The organism is Thermotoga profunda AZM34c06 (assembly GCF_000828675.1).
GTDB classification, from domain to species: Bacteria; Thermotogota; Thermotogae; order Thermotogales; family DSM-5069; genus Pseudothermotoga_B; species Pseudothermotoga_B profunda.
In genome coordinates, this window is the sequence record NZ_AP014510.1 from 940948 (window position 1) to 966809 (window position 25862).

The following is a 25862-nucleotide window of genomic DNA, read 5'->3' on the forward strand; positions in this document are numbered from 1 at the left end:
CTTTCAGAGTGTGAACACGGTTTCAGGATCGACATAGCTTATCTGGAAGTTTATATTTTCTTTTATATTTCTCAGGTATCTGTCAACTTTCCCACTGTATCTGGAAGAAATATGGTATAGGATCAGTCTTTGAACATTGGCTTGGCAGGCTATTTCGATGACTTCTTCGAGTGAAGCATGTGCATTCATTCTTCTATCGCTGGTTTTGAGAAATGTACATTCGTGCAAAAGTATTTCAGTGTCCTTGGCATCCATTGGATCTATACCAAAAGTGTCACCAGAAACTGTCAGTATTTTTTTCTCGTATATTTCTGTTATTTGATCTGGTCCGAGTCTTTTTGATAATCTACTAATTTCTTCTTCCGGGAGATCTCTGTACTCTTGTTTAAGCCTTCGTCGTGTTTCAATTACATTATACCCGAAACTGAAATCCTGAACTGTATGTTTAACTTTGAATGGTACTATGTACCTTGCAAATCCACCTGCTTGCCTTAGAAAGATTTTTTCTTGAGCTGAAACAGGTTGTGCGATCAACTCAAATCTTAAATCATCGTTTGCCTTTTTTATGAATTCTAACCATTCCTCGATTGCCGTATTTTCTTTTGGATAATAAACTGTTAAAGGTTTTTCTCTATCACCCATGGAGTTGTTTCGTGTGTTTACTACAGTCCAAAGACCAGATATGTGGTCGATATGACCATGCGTTAGAAAAACATGCCTGATCGCATAAATCCTGTTTGACATTGTTAAAGAGACACCTTCGCCTGCGTCGAAGAGAATTCTTTCAGGCGCATAATAAATCCAAGTCGAATACAAGGCTTTAGAGTATATCTGAAGTATCAGCTCACTCACCCTTTCTCTTCGCCTACAACTTCCAGTTTTATCACACCTTTGACACCTCCAGGCAGGTGCATTTGAATATCATAAAGTCCTACTTCTTTTAGAGGTTTTTCAAGATGAATCCACTTTTTATCTATCTCGAGATTTGTTTCTCTTGAGAGAACTTCTGCCAGGTTAACAGATGTCAAAGCTCCAAAGAGTTTTCCACCGCCCCCAACTTTGACATGTACTTTGTGGATTTGGCGCTGTAGAATTTTGAGCATTTCCTCACTCTTTTTCCTGGTAAGGTCTTCTTTATGAACTTTTAGGTTTTTTTCATTTTGGATTCTTTTCACTTCACCTTCTGTTGCAGGTTTTGCCAATCCACGGGGTATGAGGTAATTTCTCGCATATCCATCCTTTACTTCTTTGAATTCGCCACTCTTACCTATACCCGGTATATCCTTGAGTAAGACAACTTTCATTTCATGCTCCTCCTTTCATTTTCATTATATCCTAACATTATTTAGGAAACTGATCTAACAGGAAAATGCAATGTTCTATATAATTAATTTATATGCAATTTGAATTTTTGGAGGTATTGTTTTTTATGTTATTTCTTTTTGAACAATTATTGTTGATTGTCTCTTGGATTATTGGCTGGATGATTTTTGCAAAACCAAAGTTTTTGAAACGGCAAGAACCATTGATTTTCCCAAGTGTCTCTGTGATTATACCAGCGAGGAATGAAGAAACCAATATCGCCAAGATAATCAGATTATTAAAAGAACAAACCTATAAAAATTTTCAGATTATCGTAGTCAATGATAATTCAACAGACAAGACAAGGGATGTCGTACTCTCTTTTAAAGGAGTAGAATTGATTGATCTGAGTGAAGAACCTCCCAAAGGTTGGGTAGGGAAGTCTTGGGCTTGTTGGAATGGTTTTTTGAAGGCAGATGGAGAAATACTGATCTTTATGGATGCCGATGTTGAACCTTCGCCAGAAGCCATTGAATCACTTGTTGCAATATACAGCAAAAACAAAGGATTCGTCTCTGTTTGGCCCTATCAGAGATTTGAGAAATTGTACGAACACTTAACTTTGCCATTCAACATGGTTGTCGTAGGCTCTACGGGATCTTTTTCTATCTTTAGCGGTAAACCGAAGGGATCCTATGGGCCTGTGATTGTGGTAGGTAGGCAGGACTACGCAAGACTTGGAGGTCATTCTGCAACCAAGAGTCAAGTCCTCGAAGATGTCAAACTTGGCAATATCTTTGCCGACAATGGATATTGTTTAGAGAATTATCTTGGAGGAGAACTCATAAAATTCAGAATGTATCCAATCGGGATTGGACAGATGTTTGAAGGATTTACCAAGAACATGTCCTTAGGAGCTGCCTCTGTTGGTGTGAATTTCTTTTTGATTTTTCTTTGGATGATAGGACTTTATTCAGCGGCGTTTGGTATTCTCTAACTTTCTAAGATCTTTTATTATATGCTCTTTGTACTTCAAATTTATCTTGTATCTCGCAAAACGGGTGATTACAATATTCTGGATGCCCTGTTTTATCCTCTTCATTACTGTTTTTTTCTTTTGATCTTTTTTATTTCATTGATCAAAGTTATTTTTTTCAAAAGAGTAGTTTGGAAGGGGAGAAAGATAGGTGTTTGATCTTATTGTGATCATATTGCAATTTATATCAGGATCGATCATGTTTTCATATATTCTTGCCAGATCTCTTGGTGTTGACCTTTCCAAGATCCGAGATGGTAACCCCGGCTCGACAAATTTGTGGAGAGCCAAGGGTATAAAGTGGGGTATTATTGCTCTTTTACTCGATTATTTCAAGGGTACTTTCCCTTTGTTTTTGTTTTTAAACTTGAAGTTGATCAATAACAAATATACCATCTGCATCGCTGCTTTAGCTGGTATAGCCGGTCATGCTTTCTCACCTATGCTTAAATTCAAGGGAGGTAAAGCAGTTGCAACAACCTTTGGTGCTTGGTCTGTATTGACAACTTGGCAAGGACCTATTATCTTAGGTGGCGTTTTTACGCTGTTCAGCATTTTCAAGAGAAAAACGACTGTCGAAGACGATGCAATTAGGGTATTAATTGGTTTTTTAGCGTTGATCCCATTTGTTATGTACATGAGTTTCTCAGCACGTTACGATTTATTGATTTTTTATATTGGAAATCTTGCTATCATAAGTTATAAGCATTGGACAAACTGGAGGAATTTTTTTCAGAGAAATATCACAAGATGTAAATTTTTGTGAATATACTAAGAATTGGGAGGAATTAGATGGAATACGATCTATATTTGAGAATCAACAGTGAGGATGTTCACAAGCTCGGTTATATTCTTGAGGTTGAAGACAATATGGTGAATATGAGAAAGTATGAGAACGGGCTTTTGAGGATATTAGTTCCTGCAGATCTGCTGGAAGATTTGTTGAACTTTCTAAATTCAGTGAAAGAACACATTGAATTTGAAATAGTGGAATGTAAAGAGAACGATGGGCATATTTAAAAAAATCCTGCCAAGAGAATTTCTTGAAGATTTGACCAATCTCGATGTGGAAAGATTTCTCAAAAATGGTGTAGATTATTTCGTATTCGATTTTGACAACACGCTTGGTCTGTGGAAAAGTTGTACCGTCGAGAAGAGGTTCGAGCCGATCTTAGCCAAGATATTGGGGGCTAACGGTAAAGTTTTGATAGTTTCTAACGGTAGGCCAAGACAGATCCCATTCAACGGAGTGAGGATAATTTGGCGAGCAAGAAAGCCATTTACTTGGAAAATAAAGAGAATACTCGATTCAGACGGCATAGATCCCAGAAGGGTTGTCATGATTGGAGATCAAATCTTTACAGATGTTCTTGCTGGTAATTTACTTGGAATGTACACCATTAAAGTAAAACCTTTGAGTAATAGGGAGTTCATCGGTACCAAGGTTCTTAGATTTTTTGAGAAAATCGTTTTACGTCTTGCAGGAAAAGGTGGAAGGTTATGAAATGTGAAGGTTGTGGCGCACAGATTCAGCATGAAAGTGAAAAGAAACCTGGTTATATACCACTGGATGTTTTTACAAAAAGGATATCGGAAGGAAAACAGGTGCTTTGTCAGAGGTGTTTTAGAGCAAGACATTACGGAAAATTAGAGCCTGTTAGAATCTCCAAAGATTTTTTACATGAATTATCCAGAATTGTCGATGATTTTGAAAGGATAATCTGGGTCCTTGATATAACAGACTTCGAGGGAAGTTATGATCCTTTTTTGATTGATATTTTGAGAAATAAAGAAAAGATAATTGTAGTAAACAAGATAGACCTTTTACCAAGAGCGGTGTCTATTCAAGAAATAAAAGATTGGGTCCTTAAGAGACTTGAAATCGAAAGGATAGAAGAAATTTTTCTTACAAGCACTCTTAGAACATATGGCATAAGAAAACTCGCGAGCCAGTTGGGTAATTTTCGAAAAGTTCTTTTCGTTGGTGTGACAAATGTTGGCAAATCTTCGCTTGTTCGAGCTTTAACTGGAGCCGATCTGAGTATCACTCCATTCCCTGGTACCACCCTTGGTTTAATCAAAGCCAGAATGCAAGGCACAACAATATTTGATACACCAGGTTTAGTTACAGAGCATCGCATAATCGATCTTTTACCGGCGGAATGTCAAAAGAGAATCGTTGCACAGAAACACCTTAGCAGGATGACCTTTAAACCCGAGAACAACAAAACATTCTTTATAGGTGGGATGTGCCGTTTTGACATTCAATTTGCAACAGAATTTCTACCGATCTTTCAAGTTTTTGCAGGACAGGGTGTCAAGTTCCACTTGACTGATTCTAAGAAGGCTGATGAACTTTGGGAAAGACAATACGGCAAACTTTTAGTCCCACCTTGTACTCCAAAACAACCGTCTTTTCAATCTTTAAACTGGCGAGAAGAAGAATTTGATCTTGATGTTGGCGAAGAACTCGCGATCGCGGGGCTTGGATGGTTGAGCATCAGAAGAGGTCCACTCAGGATCAAAGTGAAAATACCAGAAAAGATCACAGTGAAAAAGAGGATAGCGCTTGTTAATCCATACAGAGGAGGTATGAGTGATGAATAAAAAAGAACCAGGTATTGTTGTTGGAGTGAGTAACAGACATGTACATCTCTCCCGAGAGGATTTGGATGTCCTTTTTGGAAGAGGTTATGAACTCAAGCCCATCAAAGATCTTGGACAACCTGGACAATATGCAGCAGATGAGAAGGTAATCATCGTAGGTCCAAAAGGTGCAATTGAGCAAGTAAGAGTCCTTGGACCAGTTAGGAATCAGACTCAGATTGAGATTTCAAAAACGGATGCCTTCAAACTCGGTGTGAATCCACCTGTGAGAGATTCTGGAGATATAGAAGGTACACCAGGTATAGTCATTGTTGGTCCCAAGGGTACAGTTGTGAAAGACAAAGGAGTTATCTTGGCAAAAAGGCATATCCACATGCTCCCAAAAGATGCTCGGCATTATGGTGTTAAAGATAAAGATATTGTAAAGGTTGTCTGTGAAAAAGAAGGACGTAGACTTGTATTCGACGATGTTCTGATAAGGGTTAGTGAAAAATTTGCTTTGGAATTCCATGTCGATACAGATGAAGCAAATGCAGCTTTGTTGAATAATGGTGATCTTGTGTGGATAATTTCGTGAAGGTGATTTACCAAGAAAAGGTATATGAATTTGAAAAATCCATATCAGTGAGAGAAGTTTTGAAAAAACTTAACTTAAATTCTGAAGAACATGTGGTTATAGTCGATGGACAGATATACACAGAAGACAGGGTTATTAGGAAAGGTTCACAAGTTGTGATACGCAAAGTGACTTCTGCTGGATAGCGGGTGATATCGTGATAAGCCATGAGGTACTTTCACACAAAAAAGAATTGGTAGAACTGAGAAGAGATTTTCACATGTACCCAGAGGTTGGTTTTGAATTACACAGAACTGCACAGAAGGTACAAGAATACCTTGAAAACCTTGGGTTAGAAGTTAAAAGAATGGCGAAAACGGGAGTTGTGGGAATTTTAAGGGGATCAAAAGCAGGTAAGACTATTATGCTTCGTGCCGATATGGATGCTCTGAATCTGCAGGAGCTCAATGACGTACCGTACAGATCGAAAGCAGATGGAGTTATGCATGCCTGTGGGCATGATGGTCATACCGCCATGCTACTTTTGGCGGCTAAGGTTTTAAAGGACCATCAGAGTGAGCTTTGTGGTAATGTGAAATTCGTCTTTCAACCATCAGAGGAAAAATTTCCTCCAGGTGGAGCATTGCCAATGATTGAAGAAGGTGTTCTTGAAGATCCTCGTGTTGATTACGCTTTTGGGATTCACTTGTGGAATTCACTTGAATGTGGCAAAGTTGGTTTGAGACCAGGTGCTATGATGGCGGCAGCCGATGAATTCAGAATAGTTTTGAAAGGTAAAGGGGGACATGGCGCTCTACCCCACCAGTGCAAAGACCCCGTTGTCGCAGCAGCTCAACTGATCTTAGCTCTGCAGACAATTGTGAGTCGCAAGATAGATCCACTACAAAACGCCGTTTTGAGCGTTGGAAAAATTCAATCTGGTAGTGCTTTTAATATCATACCAGAGTATGCCACTATAGAAGGTACCACGAGGTCTCTTGATGAAACAGTAAGGCAAACTATCAAGCAGGAAATACAAAGAATTACCCACGGATTGGCTATTGCAAATGATGTGGATTTTGAAATTGAACACAAAGAAGGAACGGCTGTTTTACACAACGATGAAGCCTTGAGTCAGTTTGTTTTTGAAGTAGCCAAAGATGTAGTTGGAGAAAAAAACGTAATTTTCGTACCGCCAACTATGGGCGGTGAAGATATGTCGTTCTTTTTACAAAAAGTACCTGGTGTTTTCTACCTGGTTGGATCTGCAAATACAGAAAAAGGTATAGATAAACCGCATCATTCGCCTTATTTCGATATAGATGAAAATTCCCTACTGATAGGAACTCAGATGCATGTTGAAATAGTTCTCAAACTTTTGAGGGAGCAAGATGGTAGTCTTTCAAAAGATAATTGAAGCATTTTTGTTGCCACCTGGATTTTTCGTGACACTGTTCATTTTAATGAGTATTTTGTGGTGCAAGAAAGCTCCAAAAAAAGCCTTATCGATGTTTTTCTTGGCAATCGTATTTTACTTTCTCAGTAGTATAATTGGAATTTTTCTGTTGTTATATCCACTTGAAAAATCTTACTCTTATAGCGATCTTCAGGATGCCGAAGTGGTTGTCGTGCTTGGTGGTGGGGTTGTGAAGACGCCCGATGGCTATCAGTTATCAATTCACACTGTTGCCCGATTGTTGAGAGGTTTGGAGATCGCTAACAAAAAACATTTGCCTTTGATTGTAACTGGTGGTAAACTTCCTGGAGTTGATCAATTACCTGAAGCTGAAATCATGAAACAACAGGCAATTTCTCTTGGTTTTGAGGAAGGCAATATCTTTGTAGAACCATTGGCAAGAACAACTAAAGAAAATGCCTTTTATACTATTGCACTTATGAAGCAAAAAGCATTTAAAAAAGCTGTTCTTGTAACTTCAGCTGTTCATATGAAACGTGCTGTCTACTGTTTTGAAAAAAATGGAGTATCGGTGATACCTTGTCCCACGGCTTTTCTATATGATCACTCGAAAATTGAATGGATTGACTTGATACCAAACAAAGACGCTCTTGATGCAAATCTTGCGGCTATTCACGAATACCTCGGTTTGGTCTGGTATAGAATCACAGACTTTCTAAAGTAAATACTATCGAAAAACAAAGCCCCCTTAAAGGGGGCTTTGTCATATACTTGTTGGATCAGATTATTGGTTCTGGATATATCCAAGTTTTAGTATCTGGCTCAAAACGGCTAACTCCATCTTATGGAAGAGGCATTTCTGGATACATCCAAGTTGCAGTACCTGTGTCGGTTTCTTTCACAAAGATAGTGTAAAAATATCCTTGAGTTTTGCCTGTAACAGTTATCATTGGTAAAGTAACAGAAGTGATCATTCCATCATCGGTTTCACATTGCAAAGTGAGTGTGTAAACTTTATCCACAAAATCTGGTGGATCGTTCAAGATATTAGGAAGAAATCTTACATCATGTTCCGGTGCTGCCAACACTTTCGCATCTGTTATAGTAGCTGGATAAGTGAAGTTGAGATAACCCCGAGTAAAAAAGGAGGCTTTTGCCTCCTTTACTTTTGTTCAAGTAATCTTTTTGTGTATTCTATGACTTCGTTTATCTTTGTGGGATTTTTGCCACCAGCTTGTGCAAAATCTGGTCTTCCTCCGCCGCCACCTTCCAAAATCTGGGCAGCGTATTTTGCTATATCTCCCGCTTTGATCTTTTTTGTGAGATCCTGAGTGACACGCACTATCAAATTGACTTTATCTCTGCTCACAGAGAATAGAAGTGCTACTAAAGAATTTTCACCAGAAATGGCTATATCTGAAAGATTTCGCAATTCATTTGATTCAACATCATCAAATATGTGGTACAAGAATTTTATATCTTTGATCTGTTTCACGGGAGCCTGTTTGAGTTGTAAGGTCAATGATTTTGATCTGAGCTGTTCCAATTCTCTTTGCATAATATGATTCTTTTCGAGTAGATTTTCAATTCTCAACGAAACTTCGTCTTGTGATGTACCAAGTTTTTCGCAGATATTTTCTATTAGTTGTTCTTTTGTTCTCAGATAATTCAATGCATTGAAACCCGTTGTTGCTTCTATACGTCTTGTACCAGCAGAGATCGCAGATTCAGAGATTATTTTGAACAAACCTATATTTCCGGTGTTTTTGACATGAGTTCCACCGCACAATTCCTCGCTGAAATTGGATATCTTGACGACTCTGACCACATCGCCGTATTTTTCTCCAAACAATGCTATTGCACCTTCTGCCACAGCTTCTTTATAGGATTTTTCCTGCGTAACAACAGGTAATGCTTCAAAAATAGTGCTGTTGACAAGATTCTCTATCTGTTCAATTTCATCTTTTGTTAATGCCTGATAATGTGTGAAATCAAACCTGAGTCTGTCTGGTGCAACGAGTGAACCCGATTGTTTTACATGATTTCCAAGTGCTTTTCTCAAAGCAGCATGTAAAAGATGCGTTGCGGTGTGATTTCTCGCTGTGGCATCTCTTTTCTCTTTATCTACTTGAAGTCTCACCCTCATGCCTTGATGCAGTTCTCCATATTCAAGTCTAACCACATGAGCAATGATTCCCTCGATTGGGACGTAAACATGTTCTACAATAGCTGAGCCATTATCCCAAGAAATCTTACCCGTATCGGCTACCTGGCCACCTCTTTCGGCGTAAAAACAGGTTTTATCAAAAACAACTTCTAATCTCGAGTCTTGCTTTTTTGTATAAATGACAGTCGCTTCACAATTTAGAGTTTCATAACCTACAAAAGCTGTTTTGATCGTCTTTGCAAGCCTGTTGTAATCTTCTGATGATTTAGCAAACTCAACTTCAATCCTTGCGCTTCTTGCCTTTTCTCTTTGTAATTCCATGAGCCTTTCAAATTCATTTAGATCTACTTCAAGACCACGTTCTCTGGCAACATCAACGACTATATCTGGTGGGAAACCATATGTATCATACAGTTTGAAAACATCTTCTCCACTGATTATCTTGTGGGATTTGGCGATGATATCATTGAGCATTTCGTTGCCTTGAACTATTGTCTTGAAAAACCTTTCTTCTTCAGTCTGAGTAACTTCAAGGATTAATTTTCTTCTTTCAACGAGTTCTGGGTAAGTTTTTCCCATTTTCTCTATAACTGCATCATTGATAAAGTGGAGAAATGGCTTTTTTGCACCAAGTAACACCCCGTGCCGAACGGCTCTTCTCAGGATCCTTCTCAGTACATAGCCACGCTCTTCATTCGATGGGAAAACACCATCGGCTATCAAAAAGCTAACGGCTCTTGAATGATCGGCAATAACTCTTATAGAAATATCTTTTGAGTTGCTTTCTTTATACTTCACATTCAATACTTCTCCTATACGATTTATTATTGGCATGAACAAATCTGTTTCGAAGTTTCCGCCAACTTTTTGAATTACGGAAGCGATTCTTTCCAGACCAGCACCAGTATCTATGTTCTTTTTCGGAAGCGGATTGAGATTTCCATTTTCATCTTGATTGAATTCCGTGAAGACCAGATTCCATATTTCCAAAAAGCGTTTATCTGAGTTGGCTGGTGTGCATTCTTCGTTCTTTGGGCAATCATCCATAACACCAGTGTCGTAATGAATCTCTGAACATGGTCCACATGGACCTGTTGGACCCGCAGGTCCCCAGAAATTCGTATCTTTACCCATACGAACTATCTTTTTCTCAGGAATTCCTACCAGATCTCTCCATATCTTGAAAGCTTCCTCATCGTCTTTGTATATCGTTACCCATAATTTCTCTTCGGGAAGTTTCAAGATCTTGGTGACAAACTCCCATGCCCAAGTGATCGCTTCTTTTTTGAAGTAGTCTCCAAAGGAAAAATTACCAAGCATCTCGAAAAAAGTTTGATGTCTTGGTGTTCTTCCTACGTTGTCTATATCATTTGTTCTCAAACATTTTTGGCAAGTTGCAATTCTTGTGTAGACAGGTTCAACCTTGCCCCAGAAGATAGGCTTAAAAGGCACCATACCAGCAACTGTGAACAAAAGCTGGGGATCATTTGGTATCAAAGAAGCACTTGGTAATACCTTGTGACCTTTGGATTCAAAAAATCTCAAAAATTCTTGCCTAAGTTCATCACCAGTCATCTTTCAACCTCCTTAAAGGATGCCTATCGAAAAGAGAAAATAAGTCATCGGAGTTACGAACAAAAGACCATCGATCCTATCTAACATACCACCATGTCCTGGGAGAACATTTCCAGAATCTTTGAGACTGAAATGCCTTTTCAAGGCAGATTCAAACAAATCACCGAATGTGTCAAAGATTGCTATGCTTAAGGAAAAGATGACAAGAGACCTAAAAGACATTACATTTGCTTTGAAAATCCAGTCAAAAACCATTTTGTAGGCAAAACAGAAAGCCAAGCTTATAACAAATCCTCCAACTATACCTTCAAGACTCTTCGAGGGGCTTATATGTTTAGCAATCTTTGTTTTACCATATCTAATACCAACAAAATAAGCACCAGTATCGTATAACCATACTGCCGTGAGATTCAACAAGGCATTAGCAGCTCCATATTCGAGGTAAATTGGAAAGAAAAAGGAAAGACAACCGGCGATATACAAAAGTGATAAAGTAGAAGCAAGTACAGTATTAAAAACAGTTGAAATATCTTTAAGTGTCATGACAAAAACAATTCCATTGAGAATAAATGCAAGGCTCAGTAAAAGTATCCCATTCGTAGCTTTCATTATTCCATAGATTGTTGTGAATCCGACACTTAGTGCAACACCAAAATAGAGGAAAATCTTCTGTTCATAGTTTTTTATCGTCATGTTCAAAAGTTCATACGATGCAAGTAGCACCACCGCAGCAACTAAGCCAATGAGACTCTTGTAGTTTATGAAACACAAAACAACAAAAGGAGCAACTATAGACGCAGTTATTACTCTTGTTTTGGTCTCTGACATCACAATCCCCCAAATCTTCTATGGCGATTTTCGAAGTTTTCAATGGCTTTCAAAAGATCTTCTTTTGAAAAATCTGGCCAGAGGACTTCTGTAAAATACAATTCGCTGTAGGCAATCTGCCACAGTAAAAAGTTGCTAATCCTCAATTCCCCAGAAGTTCTTATGACAAGATCTGGGTCTGGAACATCGGGAAGATAAAGATAATTACGAAATGTGTTTTCATCGATCTGGTTTATATTGTTTTGGATTACTTTATTAATGGCATCGATTATCTCTCGACGACCACCGTAGTTCAAGGCCAATATCGCTTGAATTTTCTGATTGTCCTTTGTTTTCTGTTCAAAATCCCTGCAAACATTGGCTATTTCCAATGGCAATTGATTAACAAGTCCACAAAACCTTATTCTCACTCCCTGCTCCATCATTCTGTTGAATTTCTCGTGCAGCATTTGCACCAGGAGTGAAAAAAGAAACTTGACCTCTTCCTCAGGTCTTTTCCAATTCTCGGTGGAAAAGGTATAAAGAGTTACATATTTTATACCCAACTCAGCGCACCATTCAACTATCTCCTCTGCTTTCTGTGCACCTCGTCTATGCCCTTCAATTCTGGGCAAGCCATTTCTCTGAGCCCATCTTCCATTACCATCCATTATGATTGCAAGATGTGCTATACTCAAACTTCCATTATCTCCTTTTCCTTCTTTTCAAAGAGTTTCTCCATTTCTTCAATCTTTTTATCTGTTAAATCCTGGATCTCTTTTTCAAGTCTCTTTTCATCGTCTTCAGAGATTTTTCCATCTTTTTGCATGTCCTTAAGGTCTTTAAGAACATCTCTTCTGATATTTCTTATTGCAACTTTACCTTGTTCAACGACTTCTTTTGCCTTTTTTACCCATTTTTGCTTTTGCTCAGTAGTTGGAGTTGGAAAGATGAGCCTTATGATATTACCGTCGTTTTGTGGAGTTAGGCCGATATCAGAGGTGAAAATGGCTTTTTCTATGGCAGGAAGAACTGATTTGTCCCATGGTTTTATTATTAAAGCCCTGTCTTCAGAGATACTTACCGTGGCGAGTTGGTTAATCGGTGTTGGAGCACCATAGTAATCAACCTTTATCTCTTCAAGAATCGCCGGTGAAGGTCTACCAGTTCTCATTCTCCTGAGTTCTTCACCTATTTTTTCAATAGCTTTGTTCATCCTGTCTTCTGCATTTTTCACAAGAGGATGCTTCATTTGGCTCCCTCCCCAATGAGTTTTATTGTACGCTGTTGATTATATCATGCCTAATGGGAGCCGTTGGTATAGGATATGAAGATCTTTTCAAAGTTAACCAGTTCTTTTTCTATACTCTCTATTTCAACCTGATTCAGCCTAAAATCTTCCATAACTTTGTATAGTTCCTTTGCTGAAGACAAGTTCAGATGAATCTCAATAATATTGCCATCTTTATTCCAACCAGATAAGCCAAGTTTTATGAGTTTTTCTTCAGTCGTTCCATTTGATAGGAGCCTTATCTTGTATCCGCGCGCTGTGAAAAGATCAATCAATTTTCTCTTTTCTTCGCATACAACGATCTTCCCATTGTTCATTATTGCAACTCTATCGGCTACAGCTTCGACCAGATTCATGTCGTGTGTTGAGAGAAGAATGGTCTTACCTTCTTTTTGTAGATCTTTTAAGATCGTACGAAACTCAACGGCTGAATTCACGTCCAAGCCGAGTGTTGGCTCATCTAAAAGGAGAATATCTGTACCAGCAGCAAGGCATACTGCTATCGCTGCTTTTTGTTGCATGCCTCTTGATAACTTATGTACGATTTCGTTTTTCTTTTCAGAAATTCCAAGTCTTTCAAGTATCTCTATTGCTTCACTTTTTCTCAAATTTTTCCCCCTGATACCACAAAAATATGCCATATTTTCAACAGGTGTCATTCTCCAATAGAGATTTCTGTTCCCTTCAAGTACAACACTGATGTGCTCAAGAGCCTTGTTACGATTCTTAAGAACACTTATACCCTTGATCTCAATCTCACCTGAATCTGGTATTATCAAACCGCAGATCGATTTTATAGTGGTTGTTTTTCCAGCACCATTTGGACCAAGAAGAGCCAGAATCTCTCCTTGTTTAAGTTCAAAGGATACACTATCTACAGCTCTGAGTCTTTCCTTTGAACCATGCCTCGGATAAGTTTTGATCAGATTTTTCACCTTTATCATTCACATCACCTCAATACTGACCCAGTGTGCCAGTTATCATAGCTCGTCTCTCAAAACCACGGAAAACGACTATACCCAACAGCAAATATATAAATGCCACCAACCACAGGATCAAATGATCAAAGAATCCAAATTGATAGAATTTGATACCTTCTACTGCAAGCTTTCTCATCAAATAAGCTGCTTGAGACATGGGAAGAAATCTATACCAGAGTTTGGAAAGATCAAACATGGTGAACGCAAGAGAGCCAAAGGTGACTATCTGGATGAAAGAAGAAATTCTTTTAAAAACAAGTGCTATACCACCAAGCATCATTCCAATGCCCAAGGCAGATACAGTCCCTATAACAAGGAGATACAAAAGAGTTGGCAGATCAAAATTCAACCTTTTGCCTGTTGTGTAAGCGACGAGATACATCAATGGCACGGCAAACAAAACATTGAAAACAAAATCGCTTATCATTCTAAAGAGCATTTGATATTCAAAAGCGATTGGAGAGACGAAAACTTGCTCTAAGGTACCTCTTTGAGCTTCATCAATGATACCCCATGCTACACCCTGAAAAGAAAAGATGAACATCAGCCACATGAAATATCCAACGATGATTCCTTCAAGAGTGTTACCAAAGTCCACAGTAGAACCACCAATGGCCTTCACTCCAAAGAAGATCAAATAGAAAAAGATCAAAACAGTGACAAGCCCCGATATGGTGTTGAAGTAATACCTTTTAAATTCTATCCATGACTTTTTAAAATTTGCAAGAAAAGCATTAAACATATTGACACCTCCTATCTCTTTTTGAAAATATTTTAGGGTATATTTTATTAATTGTCAAGTATTGATTATAAAAATTGAAATTGGTGATGAGATGATCTGGCGAATCGGGAAAATTCAACAGATGGTATGCTGGATAGATTTCTCAACGATATTCTGGATGTGATTCGACGATCTGTGGATCTACAAAGATCGTTTCATAATTCGTATAAACCACAAAACCTGGTGGGGAGCCTTTGGGTTTGTGTACGTTCTTAACCAAAGTGTAATCAACAGGTACTTTGGACGAAAAACGGGCTTTAGAATGATATGCCGCTAAAGCCGCGGCGTATTTTAAAACATCTTCAGGGACAACTCTATTTGCAGTTCTTATAACGACATGTGCCCCTGGGATTTCGTGTACGTGCAGCCACAAATCTTTATCATTTGCCTGTTTCAAAAGCTTTTCATTTTGCTTGTTGTTTTTCCCGATCAATATCAAGAAATCTTGATACTCTATCTTTCTGAAATCACTTTCTCTTTGAATTTGCTGTTTTTCTTTTTTTATCATTCCTTGCTGAGCCATTTCTTGTTTGATCTCTTGTAGTATTTCAAGATCATCTGCAGATTCTATTGTGTGTAAAAGCTGCTCAAGATAGTTCAAAAACTGCTTTGACTTTTCAACTCTCGTTCGCAAAACTCGACCTTTTTCTTTCAATTTTTTATAAAGGTCAAAATAATATTGGGAGCTCTGCCTTATATCCTTGCCCTTCACCAAAGGTATAGAGAGAGTCTTCCCCGTACTGTAATCAAAAACGTTTACCAGATCACCACTCTGATTTTGATTTGATGCGTATTTGAGCAATTCACCATACTGCAAAAATGTATCGGATTTTTCACATTCTTTCAATTCATCTTCTATCGCATCGAGCATTTTGATCTCCTTTTTCATATATTCTTTGACAACCTTGATGAGCTCTGTTTGCGTCTGTTTTAAGACTTGACGTCTGTGCAAAATGGCATATGCATGGTCAACGGCTTTAGATGGTGATTCAAACACTTCAACATTATGTGAAAGGTATTTAAGAGGTACTGTACTCAACACAAAACGATCTTTTTTGTCATAAACATAAATACGACCCTTTTGGTAATCGTTGAAGATTGAAAAAAAGGCGTGTTTCAATGAATTTTTCTCAGAAGAATCAAGATCACAGATCATTTTATCAACCAATTTTGCTCTTGTGAATAACTCGTCAATCATCAGCTTTGAAAACCCTGAAATCGTTTTTGATATGAATTGGGATACAGTTTGTTTTTCATCCTTCAAATTGAAAAAGTCATAAGAAATTTCAAAGGGATTGAGTTTTTGCGCTGGGAACTCATAGTGATGACCTTTTTCAATTGTGCGCAAGGAGGTTGAAGAATATTTAAAGGCATCGACTATCGTATTGTTTTCGACCAAAATCATATTGCAGTGTGTGCCAAAAAACTCAATATACAATCTGTACAGATGTCTATCACCTGTTTCATCGATCTTGTCAAATTCAAAAAATATGATCCTGTCAAATCCAACCTGTTCAACTTTCTTGAGTTTGGCATTTCTCAATCTTGCACGCATTAACATGACGAAATTAGAAGGGTGGTGATCTGAGAAATCTTCTTTTTCAGCTATACAGATATGAGCAAAAGTGGGATCAAGACATATTCTCACGACATGATTTTGAAAATACAGATATATCGTCGATTTGCCAAATTGGTATATCTGTCTCAAGTTACTTTCTTTCAAAACTTGAAGTTCTTGAACAATACTTCTGAGGAAAAAACTATCTATCAACATTTATCAGTCCAATCAAAGATTTCACGTGTGCTATCTCTTTGGTGTAGAGATCCTCTTCATTTGGTGTCTCCAAGATCCACGGAATGTTTTGTATCTGTGGAAAACTCAAGAAGTTGCGAAAGCCCCTATCTCCAATAAAACCCTTGCCAATATTTTCATGCCTATCAAGGGGTTTACCAAGGGGAGCCTTTGAGTCATTCAAATGAATCATTTTAACTCGCCAAAGTCCAAGGAAACTTTCCATCTCGTCAAATAATTTTTCAACACTCTCCTTGTTAGTAATGTCATAACCAGCATCGAAGCCATGACATGTATCATAGGTAACACCAATTCGTTCTGGCTGGGCGACTAACTCTATGATTTTGGCAAGTTGTTCCATTTTATAACCTATATTGCCTCCTTTTGGTGAAACATTCTCAAGAAGAAGCACGATATCAGGAACTGTCTTGAGAAATTCATCGATTGCTTTCACAATTCTGTCGATTCCTTCCTTTTCACCTGCACCGGTATGACTGCCAGGATGGATATTCAAATAAGGTATACCAAGTGATTGACATATTTTCCCTTCGATAATGAGAAGTTCAACCGATTTTTGCCAGATGTCATCCTTGGGACTTGCAGGGTTGATCAGATACCCACAATGACAAAAAGCAGCTTCAAATGGAATTTCATATTTTTTCATTTGAACTTGAAATTCATCTGCGGCTTTTTTCGAAGGCAATGAAGCTTTCCACATCCTTGGGCTGTGAGGAAAGATTTGAAAGGTATTTCCACCTGAATCTACTGTCAGCTGTGGTACTTTATCAAAACCATATGAAGTTGGCATATGTGCACCTATTCTTATCATCACTATCACCAAAAAGATGATAACATATCAAGGGGAATGAATTTGTTATATATAGGAACAAGTGGGTATTATTTTTCTGACTGGATTGGTACAGTTTATCCAGAAGGATTGTCCAAAACACATTTATTGAAATATTATGCAACTGTTTGGAATTTCAATGCAGTTGAACTCAATTTCACGTACTATACAATTCCCAATTACAAAACAATAGTATCTATGCTCAGAAAAACTCCTCAAACATTTGTTTTTTCTGTGAAATTACCCAACTCCGTAACTCATCAAGGCTGGAAGACTCTTTCATTGCCCGAACAAGACATCGAAAAAACACTTTCCGCCTTAGAACCAATGATTTGCGAAGGAAGACTCAAGGTATTACTTGCACAGTTTCCTTATGCCTTTCGATATACCAAAGAAAATATGCAATATATTCAAGAGTTGAGAGGTAAAATTGATCTACCCATCGCTATAGAATTTAGACATTGTTCGTGGGACAATGATCAGGTCTATGATTTTCTACGCACTCATGAGTTATCTTTTGTCATCACAGATGAACCACGAATAAAAGATCTCTTCCCGTACAGGGTGATAAGAACATCGAGTATTTCATATTTCAGATATCACGGTAGAAATGAAAAATGGTTTGTCTCTGGAGCTGAGAGGTATAACTACGAGTATTCATTCGAACAGCTCAGAGAATTTGCCAAAGACATAGTCGATATAGCGAAAGAATCAGAGGATTTGTTTGTCTTTTTCAATAATTGTTATCGTGGTAAGGCTGTACAAAATGCCTTAACTCTGCATTCCATCCTTGAGAATACTTTTTTGGGTAGATAATTTTGCAAATAAAAATAGTAATGATATGTACAAAAAGCCTTGGAAATCCAATTTTTTTCCACATGAATTTCTTTATCCTATAAATACAAAGAAAGAAAAAGATGAATTTGACGTAACTAACTTTGCCTTGTATAATTTCATTCGAGTTATTTGAAAGGGGAGGTAAAAGCATGGATAGAAAGACAGTTCTGAGTAAAGTAACCAAAATAGTATCTGAAAAACTTGGAGTGGATGAAAAGAAAATTACTGAAACGAGTAAACTCGTAGATGATCTGAATGCGGATTCTCTTGATCTTGTTGACTTGGTTATGGCGGTAGAGGAAGAATTTGGTGTGAAAATCGCTGATTCTGATCTTGAAAAGATTTCAACGGTAAAAGATGTTGTCGATTACATACTTTCAAGGTCATAACCTCGGGACGTCGTGCCCCCGAGGTTGATTTTGAAGATTTCTCACATCAAACTCAGTATGTAAAGCTCACCGGAATCGGAACAAAGAATGGCTATTTCGTATTGTGATATCTGTACCATGTCTATGGCGTAGTCACCTATCTCAACTGTCTGAACGTTACCATTCTTGGAATCATAAATGTACACCTGACCAGGTAAGTGATTTAGAAAGATCAATCTGTCATCGATTTTGCAGACTTTGTGAGTAACGTTGGGTAAGGGTATTTTTCTAACAACTCTACCATCGTAGGAAACAAATGTTGCTACGGAATCGAGTAGACTTGTGACCACAATGTAATCATCAGTCAAAACCATGTCTCTTGCAAAATCTGACAGATTCACACGCCACATCTCTTTGTCATCTTTCAAGCACACAACAATACCATCGGTATATCCAAGAATATATGTGTAACCATCTTTCTCAAAATAACGAACGGGATTTCTCAAATTACCGATCTTGAAATTTGTGTTTTCTCGATCTTCTGTAACCACTTCGTAGGTTCTTTCGGTGTCAAAGTAGTAAAGAAAAACGAGTTTATTATCGAAGATTTCAAAATACAACGAAGCAGAATGAAAGGTATACTTTGCTTGTATCTCCAAAGAAACAGCATCTATTTTGTAGACAGAGCTGTCACCAGAGCACACTACATAGATTTTGTCTTTGTGGGATTTAATAATTGTCGGGTATGATCCGACAGTTATTTTTTTGAGGAGCCTACCAAAGATCGTATAAACGAGTACTGAAGATTTATAATAATCTGAAACAAAGATCATGCCTGATCTATGTATGGCATTCACTGGATAAGATAAACCAATACTTATGTCGCTAACGAATTTTCCATCTGAAGTCAGTACAAGCACAGAAGCGGGTTTAGATCTCACAAGGCAGATTATTCCATCGTTGAAAAAGATCCTCGAGTATCCTGAACCTATGTAAATGCTTCTTGTTTCATAAGCTTGAGCGGTAAAAGAAATGAACAAAAATAAGATAATTGATGAATGTATAACAAATCTCCTCACACCGATTATGCCCCCAGCAAGGTGAATAGTGAGAGTACAAGATTGATCAAAGAAAACATCTGAACAATCCTTTCTTCTTTCCAGCCGAGTAATTCAAAGTGATGATGAATAGGTGACATCTTGAAAATTCTCTTCTTGAACAATTTAAAGCTACTCACTTGTAACATCACACTCAAAGCTTCCAATACAAAGATCGGTGCAAAACATATTAAAAAAACTTCGCTCGAAGTCTTCACAGCCACAGTTCCGAGTAAACCCCCGAGTGCGAGAGAACCCGTATCACCCATAAAGACCTTGGCGGGTTTTATGTTATAGAAAAGAAAAGCACTAACTGCAAGAGACATATACAATATCGAACCAGATCCTCTATTCAAAAAGATCCAGTAAGGTAATGCAGCTGTGAGAAAAACACTTCCTAAAAGACCGTCAAGACCATCTGTAAGGTTAGCAGCATTGCTGAAACCAACTATGATCAGTACGGCAAAAATAGGGTGTAGATATCCTAAGTCTATAGCACTGCCTAAAAATGGTATGGAAACCTTCGTTTGTTGAGGATTTATTAGCATATACAGCAACGCTGAACAAATTACTTGAAGCGAGAATTTCTGCCACGCACGTATTCCAAGGGATTTTCTCCACTTCAACCCAGCATAATCATCCAAAAGACCAATTGAACCAAAAAGGACGACACTCAACGCCTCCACAATCTCATTCGATAACAATGCGAAAGCAGCAGTCACTAAGACAAAAAGAATACCACCCATTGTTGGTGTGCCAGTTTTGTAACCATGAAGATCTGGTCCATCTTCGCGAACGAATTTTCCAATTTTCTTAGCTCTGAGAAATCGAATGAAAAAAGGATACAGTACAAGACAAATTGCAAAACTCAGAACCGCATACAAAGTCATTGATCTCCCTCCAAATATTTTGCAAGCACATTTTCCATCTGAACTGCCCTTGAGGCTTTGAACAAAATTGCATCTTGTGGCTTGATGGTTTTTCTCAAGAAAGAAACTATTTTTTCGATATCATTTGTTCTGAGAATCTCCTTTGAACAGACCATAGCATCGATTTCGGGTTCAGAATTGTAAACAATTACACCATCAGTACACTCCAGTATCTTACCAAGTTCCTGATGAGTTTGATCTGAATAAATTCCTTGTTCTTTTATAGAACCTACAACCGCAAATGAACGTTTACCGAGTTTTCTAAGTGTTTCCACAGCTACTTTGAAAGATTCAAGGCTCGCATTGTAACAATCATCGATTATAAAGACATCTCTGTGTCTGAAAACTTTGAATCTTCCTTGTATGGGAGAAAAATTCTCTATCAAATCTTTGCTGGGTTTGATTTTGATCAAATCAAGAACTGCCAGAACTGCTGCAATATTGGTTAACTGCCCTACATTCCAAATGGATCTGAATTGAAACTGTACAATCTCGTTGATAGTTTTATAAGCTGCAATTGTACACAAGTCATCGTAAAAATAATTCATTAACTGGTAATCTCCTTTTTGGTAACCGAAAGTTACAAGAGATTTTGTAGAGATTCTTTGAAGAATTCTCTCGTCGTTTATAACAACAGCAGTACCATTTGGTTTCATCATTTCCACTATCTGGAGTTTTCCATCCAAGATTGCTTGGTCACTTCCCGCAACACCACGATGAGCCGTTCCAACATTCAGCAGAACAGAAATATCAGGTTGGGCTATCTGGCACAATCTTGCGATGTCGCCAAATTTGTTCATTGCCATCTCAAGGGCCAAATATCTTTCCCCTCTGTAATGATTGATAATCGACAATGGCAGGCCGATCTCAGTATTGAAGTTGCCAGGGTTGGAAAAACAGAGTTCTTTTCCGATCGACTGGTAAATCAATTCCTTTGTCGTTGTTTTTCCATTCGAACCGGTTATGCCTATGACGAATGGCTCATATCTCTGAATTCTCTCCCACGCTGTATTTATGAGAAAGTCAACGGTACTATCGACTCTTATTAAGCACTCTTTTGGTGCATCAACTGGTTTTTCCACTACAGCATATTTGGCGCCCTTGGATAATGCATCTTTGACATATAGATGTCCATCTGTTTTTTCGCCTTTGATCGCGACAAAAATACAACCAGGTATGACCTTTCGAGAATCTATAACAAAGCAAAATTCGTCATACATGTCTCTTATCCTTTTCGTATTCTCTCATGATTATCTTCCTGATTTCTTCTGCATCTTTGAATGGAATCTTTTTTTCATCGCTGAATATTTGATACTCTTCGTGGCCTCTACCGGCCACTACAACCATATCACCGCGATTGGCTAATGTTAATGCTGTTTCTATGGCTTCTCGCCTATCGGGTATCACCAAATATGGCATTCCCGCTGGTACACCTTTCTCAACCTCTGAGAGAATTTCTTCTGCATCTTCTCCTCTTGGATCATCGGTTGTTATTATACTCACATCAGAATATCTACAGACAACTTCAGCCATCATCGGTCTTTTACCTTTATCTGCTTGACCACCGGCACCGAAAACCGTTATTATCCTGCCAGATGCCAATTTCTTGGCAGTTACCAGCGTTTTCTCGAGTGCATCTGGACTATGGGCGAAATCGACAACGATATCGATTCCAAGTAAAGCACCTTCTTTAATGAATTGAAACCTTCCATCTACACCTTCAAAAGTTTTTACTGCTTCTACTACTGATTGCGCATCATACCCAAGCTCAACAAGTCCTGCTATGACAAGCGTTGCGTTGTAGGCGTTGTGTACCCCAGGAACATTTATTTGACATTCAAAAGTACCGTATTTACAATGGAGCGAAAATCTCGTTCCGTGTCTTTGAACATCTATATCAGATATCTTGTAATCACTCTTTGGAGATATTCCATATACGACCTTTTTCACCTTTTTACTCAGAAGATGTTCATATTCATCGCTTACCAGTGCTATACCAGAATCCTTTAAAAGATCAAAAATGTGGAGTTTGGTTTTGGTATAGTCCTCAAAGGTTTGGTGAAAATCAAGGTGATCACGTGTAATATTCGTAAGAGCTGCTATGTCAAATCTGATTCCTTCTACCCTCTTCATGGCTAATGAATGTGATGAAACTTCCATTGCAAAATGTGTGCCATTCCTGTCAACAGTATTTCTCATAGCCTTCAAGATTTCTATAGCACCGGGGGTTGTGTTATCGTGGTGGAAACGAGCTTCGCCTATAATGTCATAATAAACCGTACCAAGCATACTTCCTCGACTTCCGAGTGAGTTCAAAACATGATGGAACAGATGTACCGATGTTGTTTTACCATTTGTTCCTGTCACTCCAATGGTGATTAAATTATTAAAGGGATATCCATAGAAATGTGCAGCTAAGAGTGCTTCAGCAAGTCTACTATCACTCACCAGAACATGTGGAAAATCCAATTGAACAGGTCGTTCAACTACCAGAAAAGAAATGCCCTTTTTGATTATCTCTGGTACGATGTCGTGTGAGTCAAATCTGCTACCTTTATGACAGATGAAAAGGTGACCTTTTCTTGCTTCCGTCGATTTGTTTGTCAATCCAGTAATCTCTAACTCACTCTGTCCATTTAAAGAGAAACTCAGAGAAATGTCATTGACCACTTTTAAGAGCTCTTTAACGAGCATCGTACCACCTCTTTTTCATTGTTATTCTAACATCCTCTATCAATCTTGACAAGGTTTACACTCTGTGCTATGCTAAAATTAGCACTCGATAATGGTGAGTGATAAAATGAAACGAGAAGCGAAGATAAATGAACGGCAGAAAAAAATTTTGTATTGTGTAGTTAGGGAATATATACTTACAAAGAAGCCTATCAGTTCGGAGCGTGTTCTTGAGGCTTCAGATGTTTCGTGCAGTAGTGCAACGGTGAGAAACGACTTGAGAAAACTCGAGTATCTTGGATATCTCCATCAGCCTCATACTTCGGCTGGGCGAATACCGACAGACAAAGGTTATCGATTCTATGTAGATGAAACCCTTAGTTTAATAAGAGAGTATGCACAGCATTCGGCTTCTATTCATTCAAAATACCCCATGACCTTTGGAGATATGGAAAAAATCCTAACAGGCGCAGCAATAGCTCTTTCACGAATCACAAAAGGAGCAGTTGTCCTTGAAAAACCTGCTATAGACAAATTGAAAATACTCAGAATATCTATTGCACCGATAACCAAAACATACAATGTTGTCTCGTTAATAACCGAACTTGGCTTGGTTAAATTCATACCATTTAGAACTTTTTACGAGATAGACTATCTTTCTTTGGAAAATCTGATGAATGAACTGTTGAGAGGATACACAATTGAAAGTGTAGGTGATAGAAAATTTGAAACCAATATCGATCAATACCTTTTGGATCTCTCGGAACATTTGGTAAATGCATTAAAAGAGGATTCGTCGAGTAATCTTGTAAAGGTCGGAATAGATACATTGATAAATGCTGAGTACTTCAATATAGATGAGATAAGAAGGCTTTCGAATTTCTTCTCGGATGATTCATTATTGAAAAAAGTACTCCTGAAACTCGAACAACTTCCGAAGATTTTAATAGGTTCCGAGCATGGTATACAAGGCTTGGAGAACTTCGCTATCTTTGTTGATGGTTACAAAAAAGAGGAAAAACTAATGGGAAAAGTCATGGTGATAACGTCTAAGGTAGTCAAATACGAAGACGTTTCCAATTCATTGAGATATATGGTGAGTAGACTCACGGAGTATTTCACAGTTGCAACCAGAGAGGAGGGAAGAAGATGAACGACAATGAAAAACAGGTCACGCAGGAAAATCAACAAACAGTTGAAAAACTCCAGCAAGAGAAAACAGAACTCCTTGGGTATTTGAAGGAGCTCAAAGCACAATTTGAGAATTACAAAAAGGACTCACTCAGAGAGAGAGAACAAATCATAAAAAATGCGAACGAATATTTTCTCACAAAACTCATACCGATATTAGATGATATGGACAGAGCCTTTAAAGAAGTAGAACAATCGCATTCATATAAGAATTTCTACAAAGGAGTAGAATTGATCTATAAGAAATTATGGAAAATCTTGAATGATGAAGGGTTCTTCAAAATAGAAGTAAAAGAAAAATTCGATCCATTTGAGCATGAAGCGGTGGAAAAAATCGAAACCAATGAACATGAGGAATATTCAATACTCAAGGTATTAGAGAACGGTTACAAATTCCACAGCAAAATAGTCAAACCAGTAAAGGTACAGGTCGCAATCAAACCAAGAGGTGGAGAAAGTGCCAAGACAGAGTAAAGATTATTACGCAATATTAGGTGTTCCAAGGGACGCATCACAAGAAGATATCAAAAAAGCTTACAAAAAACTGATCAAGCAATGGCATCCAGATTTACATCCAGAGAATAAAAAAGAAGCAGAGGAAAAATTCAAAGAAATACAAGAAGCTTATGAAGTGCTGAGCGATCCTCAGAAAAAGGCAATGTATGATCGTTTTGGCTATGTCGGAGAAACTGAATTTGCACAGCAGAGTTCTGGAAGTCCCTTTGAAGATGTATTTAGAGATTTCGAGAGTTTTTTTGGAAGGGATGTTTTCGACATATTTTTTGGGGAAAGAGGCACCGAAGAGAGACAGCAAACTCGTAGACGATCAGGCGAAGATATCTCGATAACGGTAGAGATAGACTTCACCGAATCTTTAGTGGGAAAACAAATCCCTGTGGAATATGACAGGTATGAAAAATGTGACCACTGTGATGGTCAAGGAATTGAACCTGGCAGTGGTTATCAAACTTGTCCAAGATGCCATGGGACGGGTGTTATAAGAGAAGAAAGACGAAGTGTTTTTGGAGTCTTTGTCAGTACAAAAACATGCGGTACTTGTGGAGGTACTGGTAAGGTAGTCAAAGAAAAATGTCACGTCTGTGGAGGTACTGGCAGGGTTAAGAAAAGAATTAGAACAACTGTGAATATACCAGCTGGGATTTCAGATGGAACGAGGTTGAGAATAGATGGAGCAGGTAATGCTGGATACGGTGGTGGGCCGTATGGAGATCTCTACATCGTAGTGCATGTCAAACCAGATAAGAGATTCCGAAGACAAGATGATGATATTTATGTAGATGTATCGATTGACTACATTCAGGCGATATTGGGAGCAACAATAAAAATCGACCTTCCCACTGGTGGTTCAACCATGTTGAGAATACCTCCTGGGACACAACCTGGCAGCATCTTCCGGTTGAAAGGTGAAGGAGCACCTTCGGTTAGAACTGGAAAACGTGGTGATCTTTATGTTACCGTTAATGTCAAAATCCCAGATAGTGTGTCTTCTGAGGAAGCAAGGTTACTCAAGGAACTCGCGAAGATAAGAGGAACAAACATATAGACGAGATAATACCAGAATCTCCTGGCGTTTGACATTTATGTTCGA

General features: G+C 38.2%; 29 protein-coding genes. 14 read left to right on the top strand and 15 right to left on the bottom strand.

The window, feature by feature from the left end; translation table 11 throughout:
* Nucleotides 1-3: 3 nt before the first annotated feature.
* The gene (locus tag TSP02S_RS04525; RefSeq protein ID WP_041084091.1) at nt 4-843 is read right to left on the bottom strand and encodes an MBL fold metallo-hydrolase; all 840 of its coding nucleotides are present in this window, start codon (nt 841-843) and stop codon (nt 4-6) included.
* Between the two features lie 5 nt (nt 844-848).
* Nucleotides 849-1304: a 50S ribosomal protein L9 gene (rplI, locus tag TSP02S_RS04530; RefSeq protein WP_041082220.1), complete on the bottom strand. Its 456-nt coding sequence runs from the start codon at nt 1302-1304 to the stop codon at nt 849-851.
* 125 nt (nt 1305-1429) lie between these two features.
* Here rplI and TSP02S_RS04535 point away from each other — a divergent pair, with 125 nt between their 5' ends.
* The 9 genes from TSP02S_RS04535 to TSP02S_RS04575 all read left to right on the top strand — a co-directional run bounded on the left by TSP02S_RS04535 (nt 1430) and on the right by TSP02S_RS04575 (nt 7642).
* Nucleotides 1430-2299 carry a glycosyltransferase gene (locus tag TSP02S_RS04535; protein WP_052465316.1) on the top strand — a complete coding sequence of 290 codons (870 nt, stop codon included), beginning with the start codon at nt 1430-1432 and terminating at the stop codon, nt 2297-2299.
* Between the two features lie 190 nt (nt 2300-2489).
* A complete protein-coding gene (locus TSP02S_RS04540) occupies nt 2490-3104 on the top strand; it encodes a glycerol-3-phosphate acyltransferase (RefSeq protein WP_041082222.1) in 615 nt (204 codons plus the stop codon).
* A 26-nt stretch (nt 3105-3130) separates the two neighbouring features.
* A complete protein-coding gene (locus TSP02S_RS04545; protein ID WP_041082224.1) occupies nt 3131-3358 on the top strand; it encodes a DUF4911 domain-containing protein in 228 nt (75 codons plus the stop codon).
* Entirely contained in the window at nt 3345-3842 is a 498-nt protein-coding gene (locus tag TSP02S_RS04550; RefSeq protein ID WP_041082225.1) for a YqeG family HAD IIIA-type phosphatase, read from the top strand. The genes TSP02S_RS04545 and TSP02S_RS04550 overlap by 14 nt, the downstream gene beginning before the upstream one ends.
* Nucleotides 3839-4945, top strand: a complete 1107-nt coding sequence (gene yqeH, locus TSP02S_RS04555; RefSeq protein WP_041082227.1) for a ribosome biogenesis GTPase YqeH — start codon at nt 3839-3841, stop codon at nt 4943-4945. Before TSP02S_RS04550 ends, yqeH begins: the two co-directional genes overlap by 4 nt.
* Nucleotides 4938-5522 carry a phosphate propanoyltransferase gene (locus TSP02S_RS04560; RefSeq protein ID WP_041082229.1) on the top strand — a complete coding sequence of 195 codons (585 nt, stop codon included), beginning with the start codon at nt 4938-4940 and terminating at the stop codon, nt 5520-5522. Before yqeH ends, TSP02S_RS04560 begins: the two co-directional genes overlap by 8 nt.
* A complete protein-coding gene (locus TSP02S_RS04565) occupies nt 5519-5707 on the top strand; it encodes a ubiquitin family protein (RefSeq protein WP_232503775.1) in 189 nt (62 codons plus the stop codon). Before TSP02S_RS04560 ends, TSP02S_RS04565 begins: the two co-directional genes overlap by 4 nt.
* 11 nt (nt 5708-5718) lie before the next feature.
* Nucleotides 5719-6918 carry a M20 metallopeptidase family protein gene (locus TSP02S_RS04570; RefSeq protein WP_041082232.1) on the top strand — a complete coding sequence of 400 codons (1200 nt, stop codon included), beginning with the start codon at nt 5719-5721 and terminating at the stop codon, nt 6916-6918.
* Nucleotides 6893-7642, top strand: a complete 750-nt coding sequence (locus TSP02S_RS04575) for a YdcF family protein (protein WP_041082235.1) — start codon at nt 6893-6895, stop codon at nt 7640-7642. Before TSP02S_RS04570 ends, TSP02S_RS04575 begins: the two co-directional genes overlap by 26 nt.
* A 118-nt stretch (nt 7643-7760) precedes the next feature.
* On the opposite strand, the gene TSP02S_RS04580 is transcribed toward TSP02S_RS04575, so the two are convergent.
* From TSP02S_RS04580 to TSP02S_RS04620, 9 genes are all read right to left on the bottom strand, one after another.
* The gene (locus TSP02S_RS04580) at nt 7761-8003 is read right to left on the bottom strand and encodes a hypothetical protein (RefSeq protein ID WP_052465317.1); all 243 of its coding nucleotides are present in this window, start codon (nt 8001-8003) and stop codon (nt 7761-7763) included.
* Nucleotides 8004-8080: 77 nt separating this feature from the next.
* Entirely contained in the window at nt 8081-10660 is a 2580-nt protein-coding gene (alaS, locus tag TSP02S_RS04585) for an alanine--tRNA ligase (protein ID WP_041082237.1), read from the bottom strand.
* Nucleotides 10661-10672: 12 nt separating this feature from the next.
* Nucleotides 10673-11488: a phosphatidate cytidylyltransferase gene (locus tag TSP02S_RS04590; RefSeq protein ID WP_041082239.1), complete on the bottom strand. Its 816-nt coding sequence runs from the start codon at nt 11486-11488 to the stop codon at nt 10673-10675.
* Nucleotides 11488-12138, bottom strand: coding sequence for a polyprenyl diphosphate synthase (gene uppS, locus TSP02S_RS04595; RefSeq protein ID WP_041084093.1), 651 nt, complete (start codon nt 12136-12138; stop codon nt 11488-11490). The genes TSP02S_RS04590 and uppS overlap by 1 nt, the downstream gene beginning before the upstream one ends.
* Nucleotides 12139-12161: 23 nt before the next feature.
* A complete protein-coding gene (gene frr / locus TSP02S_RS04600) occupies nt 12162-12719 on the bottom strand; it encodes a ribosome recycling factor (protein ID WP_041082241.1) in 558 nt (185 codons plus the stop codon).
* A gap of 50 nt (nt 12720-12769) precedes the next feature.
* Nucleotides 12770-13702, bottom strand: a complete 933-nt coding sequence (locus TSP02S_RS04605; RefSeq protein ID WP_041082243.1) for an ABC transporter ATP-binding protein — start codon at nt 13700-13702, stop codon at nt 12770-12772.
* A 10-nt stretch (nt 13703-13712) separates the two neighbouring features.
* Complete coding sequence (locus tag TSP02S_RS04610) at nt 13713-14480, bottom strand: ABC transporter permease (protein WP_041082244.1); 768 nt, start codon at nt 14478-14480, stop codon at nt 13713-13715.
* Between the two features lie 142 nt (nt 14481-14622).
* Nucleotides 14623-16293 (bottom strand): Rqc2 family fibronectin-binding protein, encoded by a 1671-nt coding sequence (locus tag TSP02S_RS04615; RefSeq protein ID WP_041082246.1) that lies wholly within the window; start codon nt 16291-16293, stop codon nt 14623-14625.
* Nucleotides 16280-17140: a deoxyribonuclease IV gene (locus TSP02S_RS04620; protein WP_041082247.1), complete on the bottom strand. Its 861-nt coding sequence runs from the start codon at nt 17138-17140 to the stop codon at nt 16280-16282. The genes TSP02S_RS04615 and TSP02S_RS04620 overlap by 14 nt, the downstream gene beginning before the upstream one ends.
* Nucleotides 17141-17176: 36 nt before the next feature.
* On the opposite strand from TSP02S_RS04620, the gene TSP02S_RS04625 reads away from it, so the two are divergent.
* Both TSP02S_RS04625 and acpP read left to right on the top strand, forming a co-directional pair.
* The gene (locus TSP02S_RS04625) at nt 17177-17974 is read left to right on the top strand and encodes a DUF72 domain-containing protein (protein WP_232503776.1); all 798 of its coding nucleotides are present in this window, start codon (nt 17177-17179) and stop codon (nt 17972-17974) included.
* Nucleotides 17975-18144: 170 nt separating this feature from the next.
* A complete protein-coding gene (acpP, locus tag TSP02S_RS04630) occupies nt 18145-18384 on the top strand; it encodes an acyl carrier protein (RefSeq protein ID WP_041082251.1) in 240 nt (79 codons plus the stop codon).
* A gap of 41 nt (nt 18385-18425) precedes the next feature.
* Here acpP and TSP02S_RS04635 read toward each other — a convergent pair whose 3' ends face one another.
* The 4 genes from TSP02S_RS04635 to TSP02S_RS04650 are packed head-to-tail and all read right to left on the bottom strand — an operon-like array spanning nt 18426 to nt 23083.
* A complete protein-coding gene (locus tag TSP02S_RS04635; protein WP_041082253.1) occupies nt 18426-19442 on the bottom strand; it encodes a hypothetical protein in 1017 nt (338 codons plus the stop codon).
* A 5-nt stretch (nt 19443-19447) separates the two neighbouring features.
* On the bottom strand, nt 19448-20350 hold the full coding sequence (gene mraY / locus TSP02S_RS04640) for a phospho-N-acetylmuramoyl-pentapeptide-transferase (protein WP_041082255.1): 903 nt from the start codon (nt 20348-20350) through the stop codon (nt 19448-19450).
* On the bottom strand, nt 20347-21609 hold the full coding sequence (locus tag TSP02S_RS04645) for a UDP-N-acetylmuramoyl-tripeptide--D-alanyl-D-alanine ligase (RefSeq protein ID WP_052465318.1): 1263 nt from the start codon (nt 21607-21609) through the stop codon (nt 20347-20349). Before TSP02S_RS04645 ends, mraY begins: the two co-directional genes overlap by 4 nt.
* Nucleotides 21602-23083, bottom strand: coding sequence for a UDP-N-acetylmuramoyl-L-alanyl-D-glutamate--2,6-diaminopimelate ligase (locus tag TSP02S_RS04650; protein WP_041082259.1), 1482 nt, complete (start codon nt 23081-23083; stop codon nt 21602-21604). The genes TSP02S_RS04645 and TSP02S_RS04650 overlap by 8 nt, the downstream gene beginning before the upstream one ends.
* Nucleotides 23084-23189: 106 nt before the next feature.
* On the opposite strand from TSP02S_RS04650, the gene hrcA reads away from it, so the two are divergent.
* The 3 genes from hrcA to dnaJ are packed head-to-tail and all read left to right on the top strand — an operon-like array spanning nt 23190 to nt 25817.
* On the top strand, nt 23190-24215 hold the full coding sequence (hrcA, locus tag TSP02S_RS04655) for a heat-inducible transcriptional repressor HrcA (RefSeq protein WP_041082261.1): 1026 nt from the start codon (nt 23190-23192) through the stop codon (nt 24213-24215).
* The gene (locus TSP02S_RS04660) at nt 24212-24727 is read left to right on the top strand and encodes a nucleotide exchange factor GrpE (protein ID WP_041082263.1); all 516 of its coding nucleotides are present in this window, start codon (nt 24212-24214) and stop codon (nt 24725-24727) included. Before hrcA ends, TSP02S_RS04660 begins: the two co-directional genes overlap by 4 nt.
* Nucleotides 24711-25817, top strand: a complete 1107-nt coding sequence (gene dnaJ / locus TSP02S_RS04665; protein WP_041082264.1) for a molecular chaperone DnaJ — start codon at nt 24711-24713, stop codon at nt 25815-25817. Before TSP02S_RS04660 ends, dnaJ begins: the two co-directional genes overlap by 17 nt.
* The last annotated feature ends 45 nt before the right edge of the window (nt 25818-25862 follow it).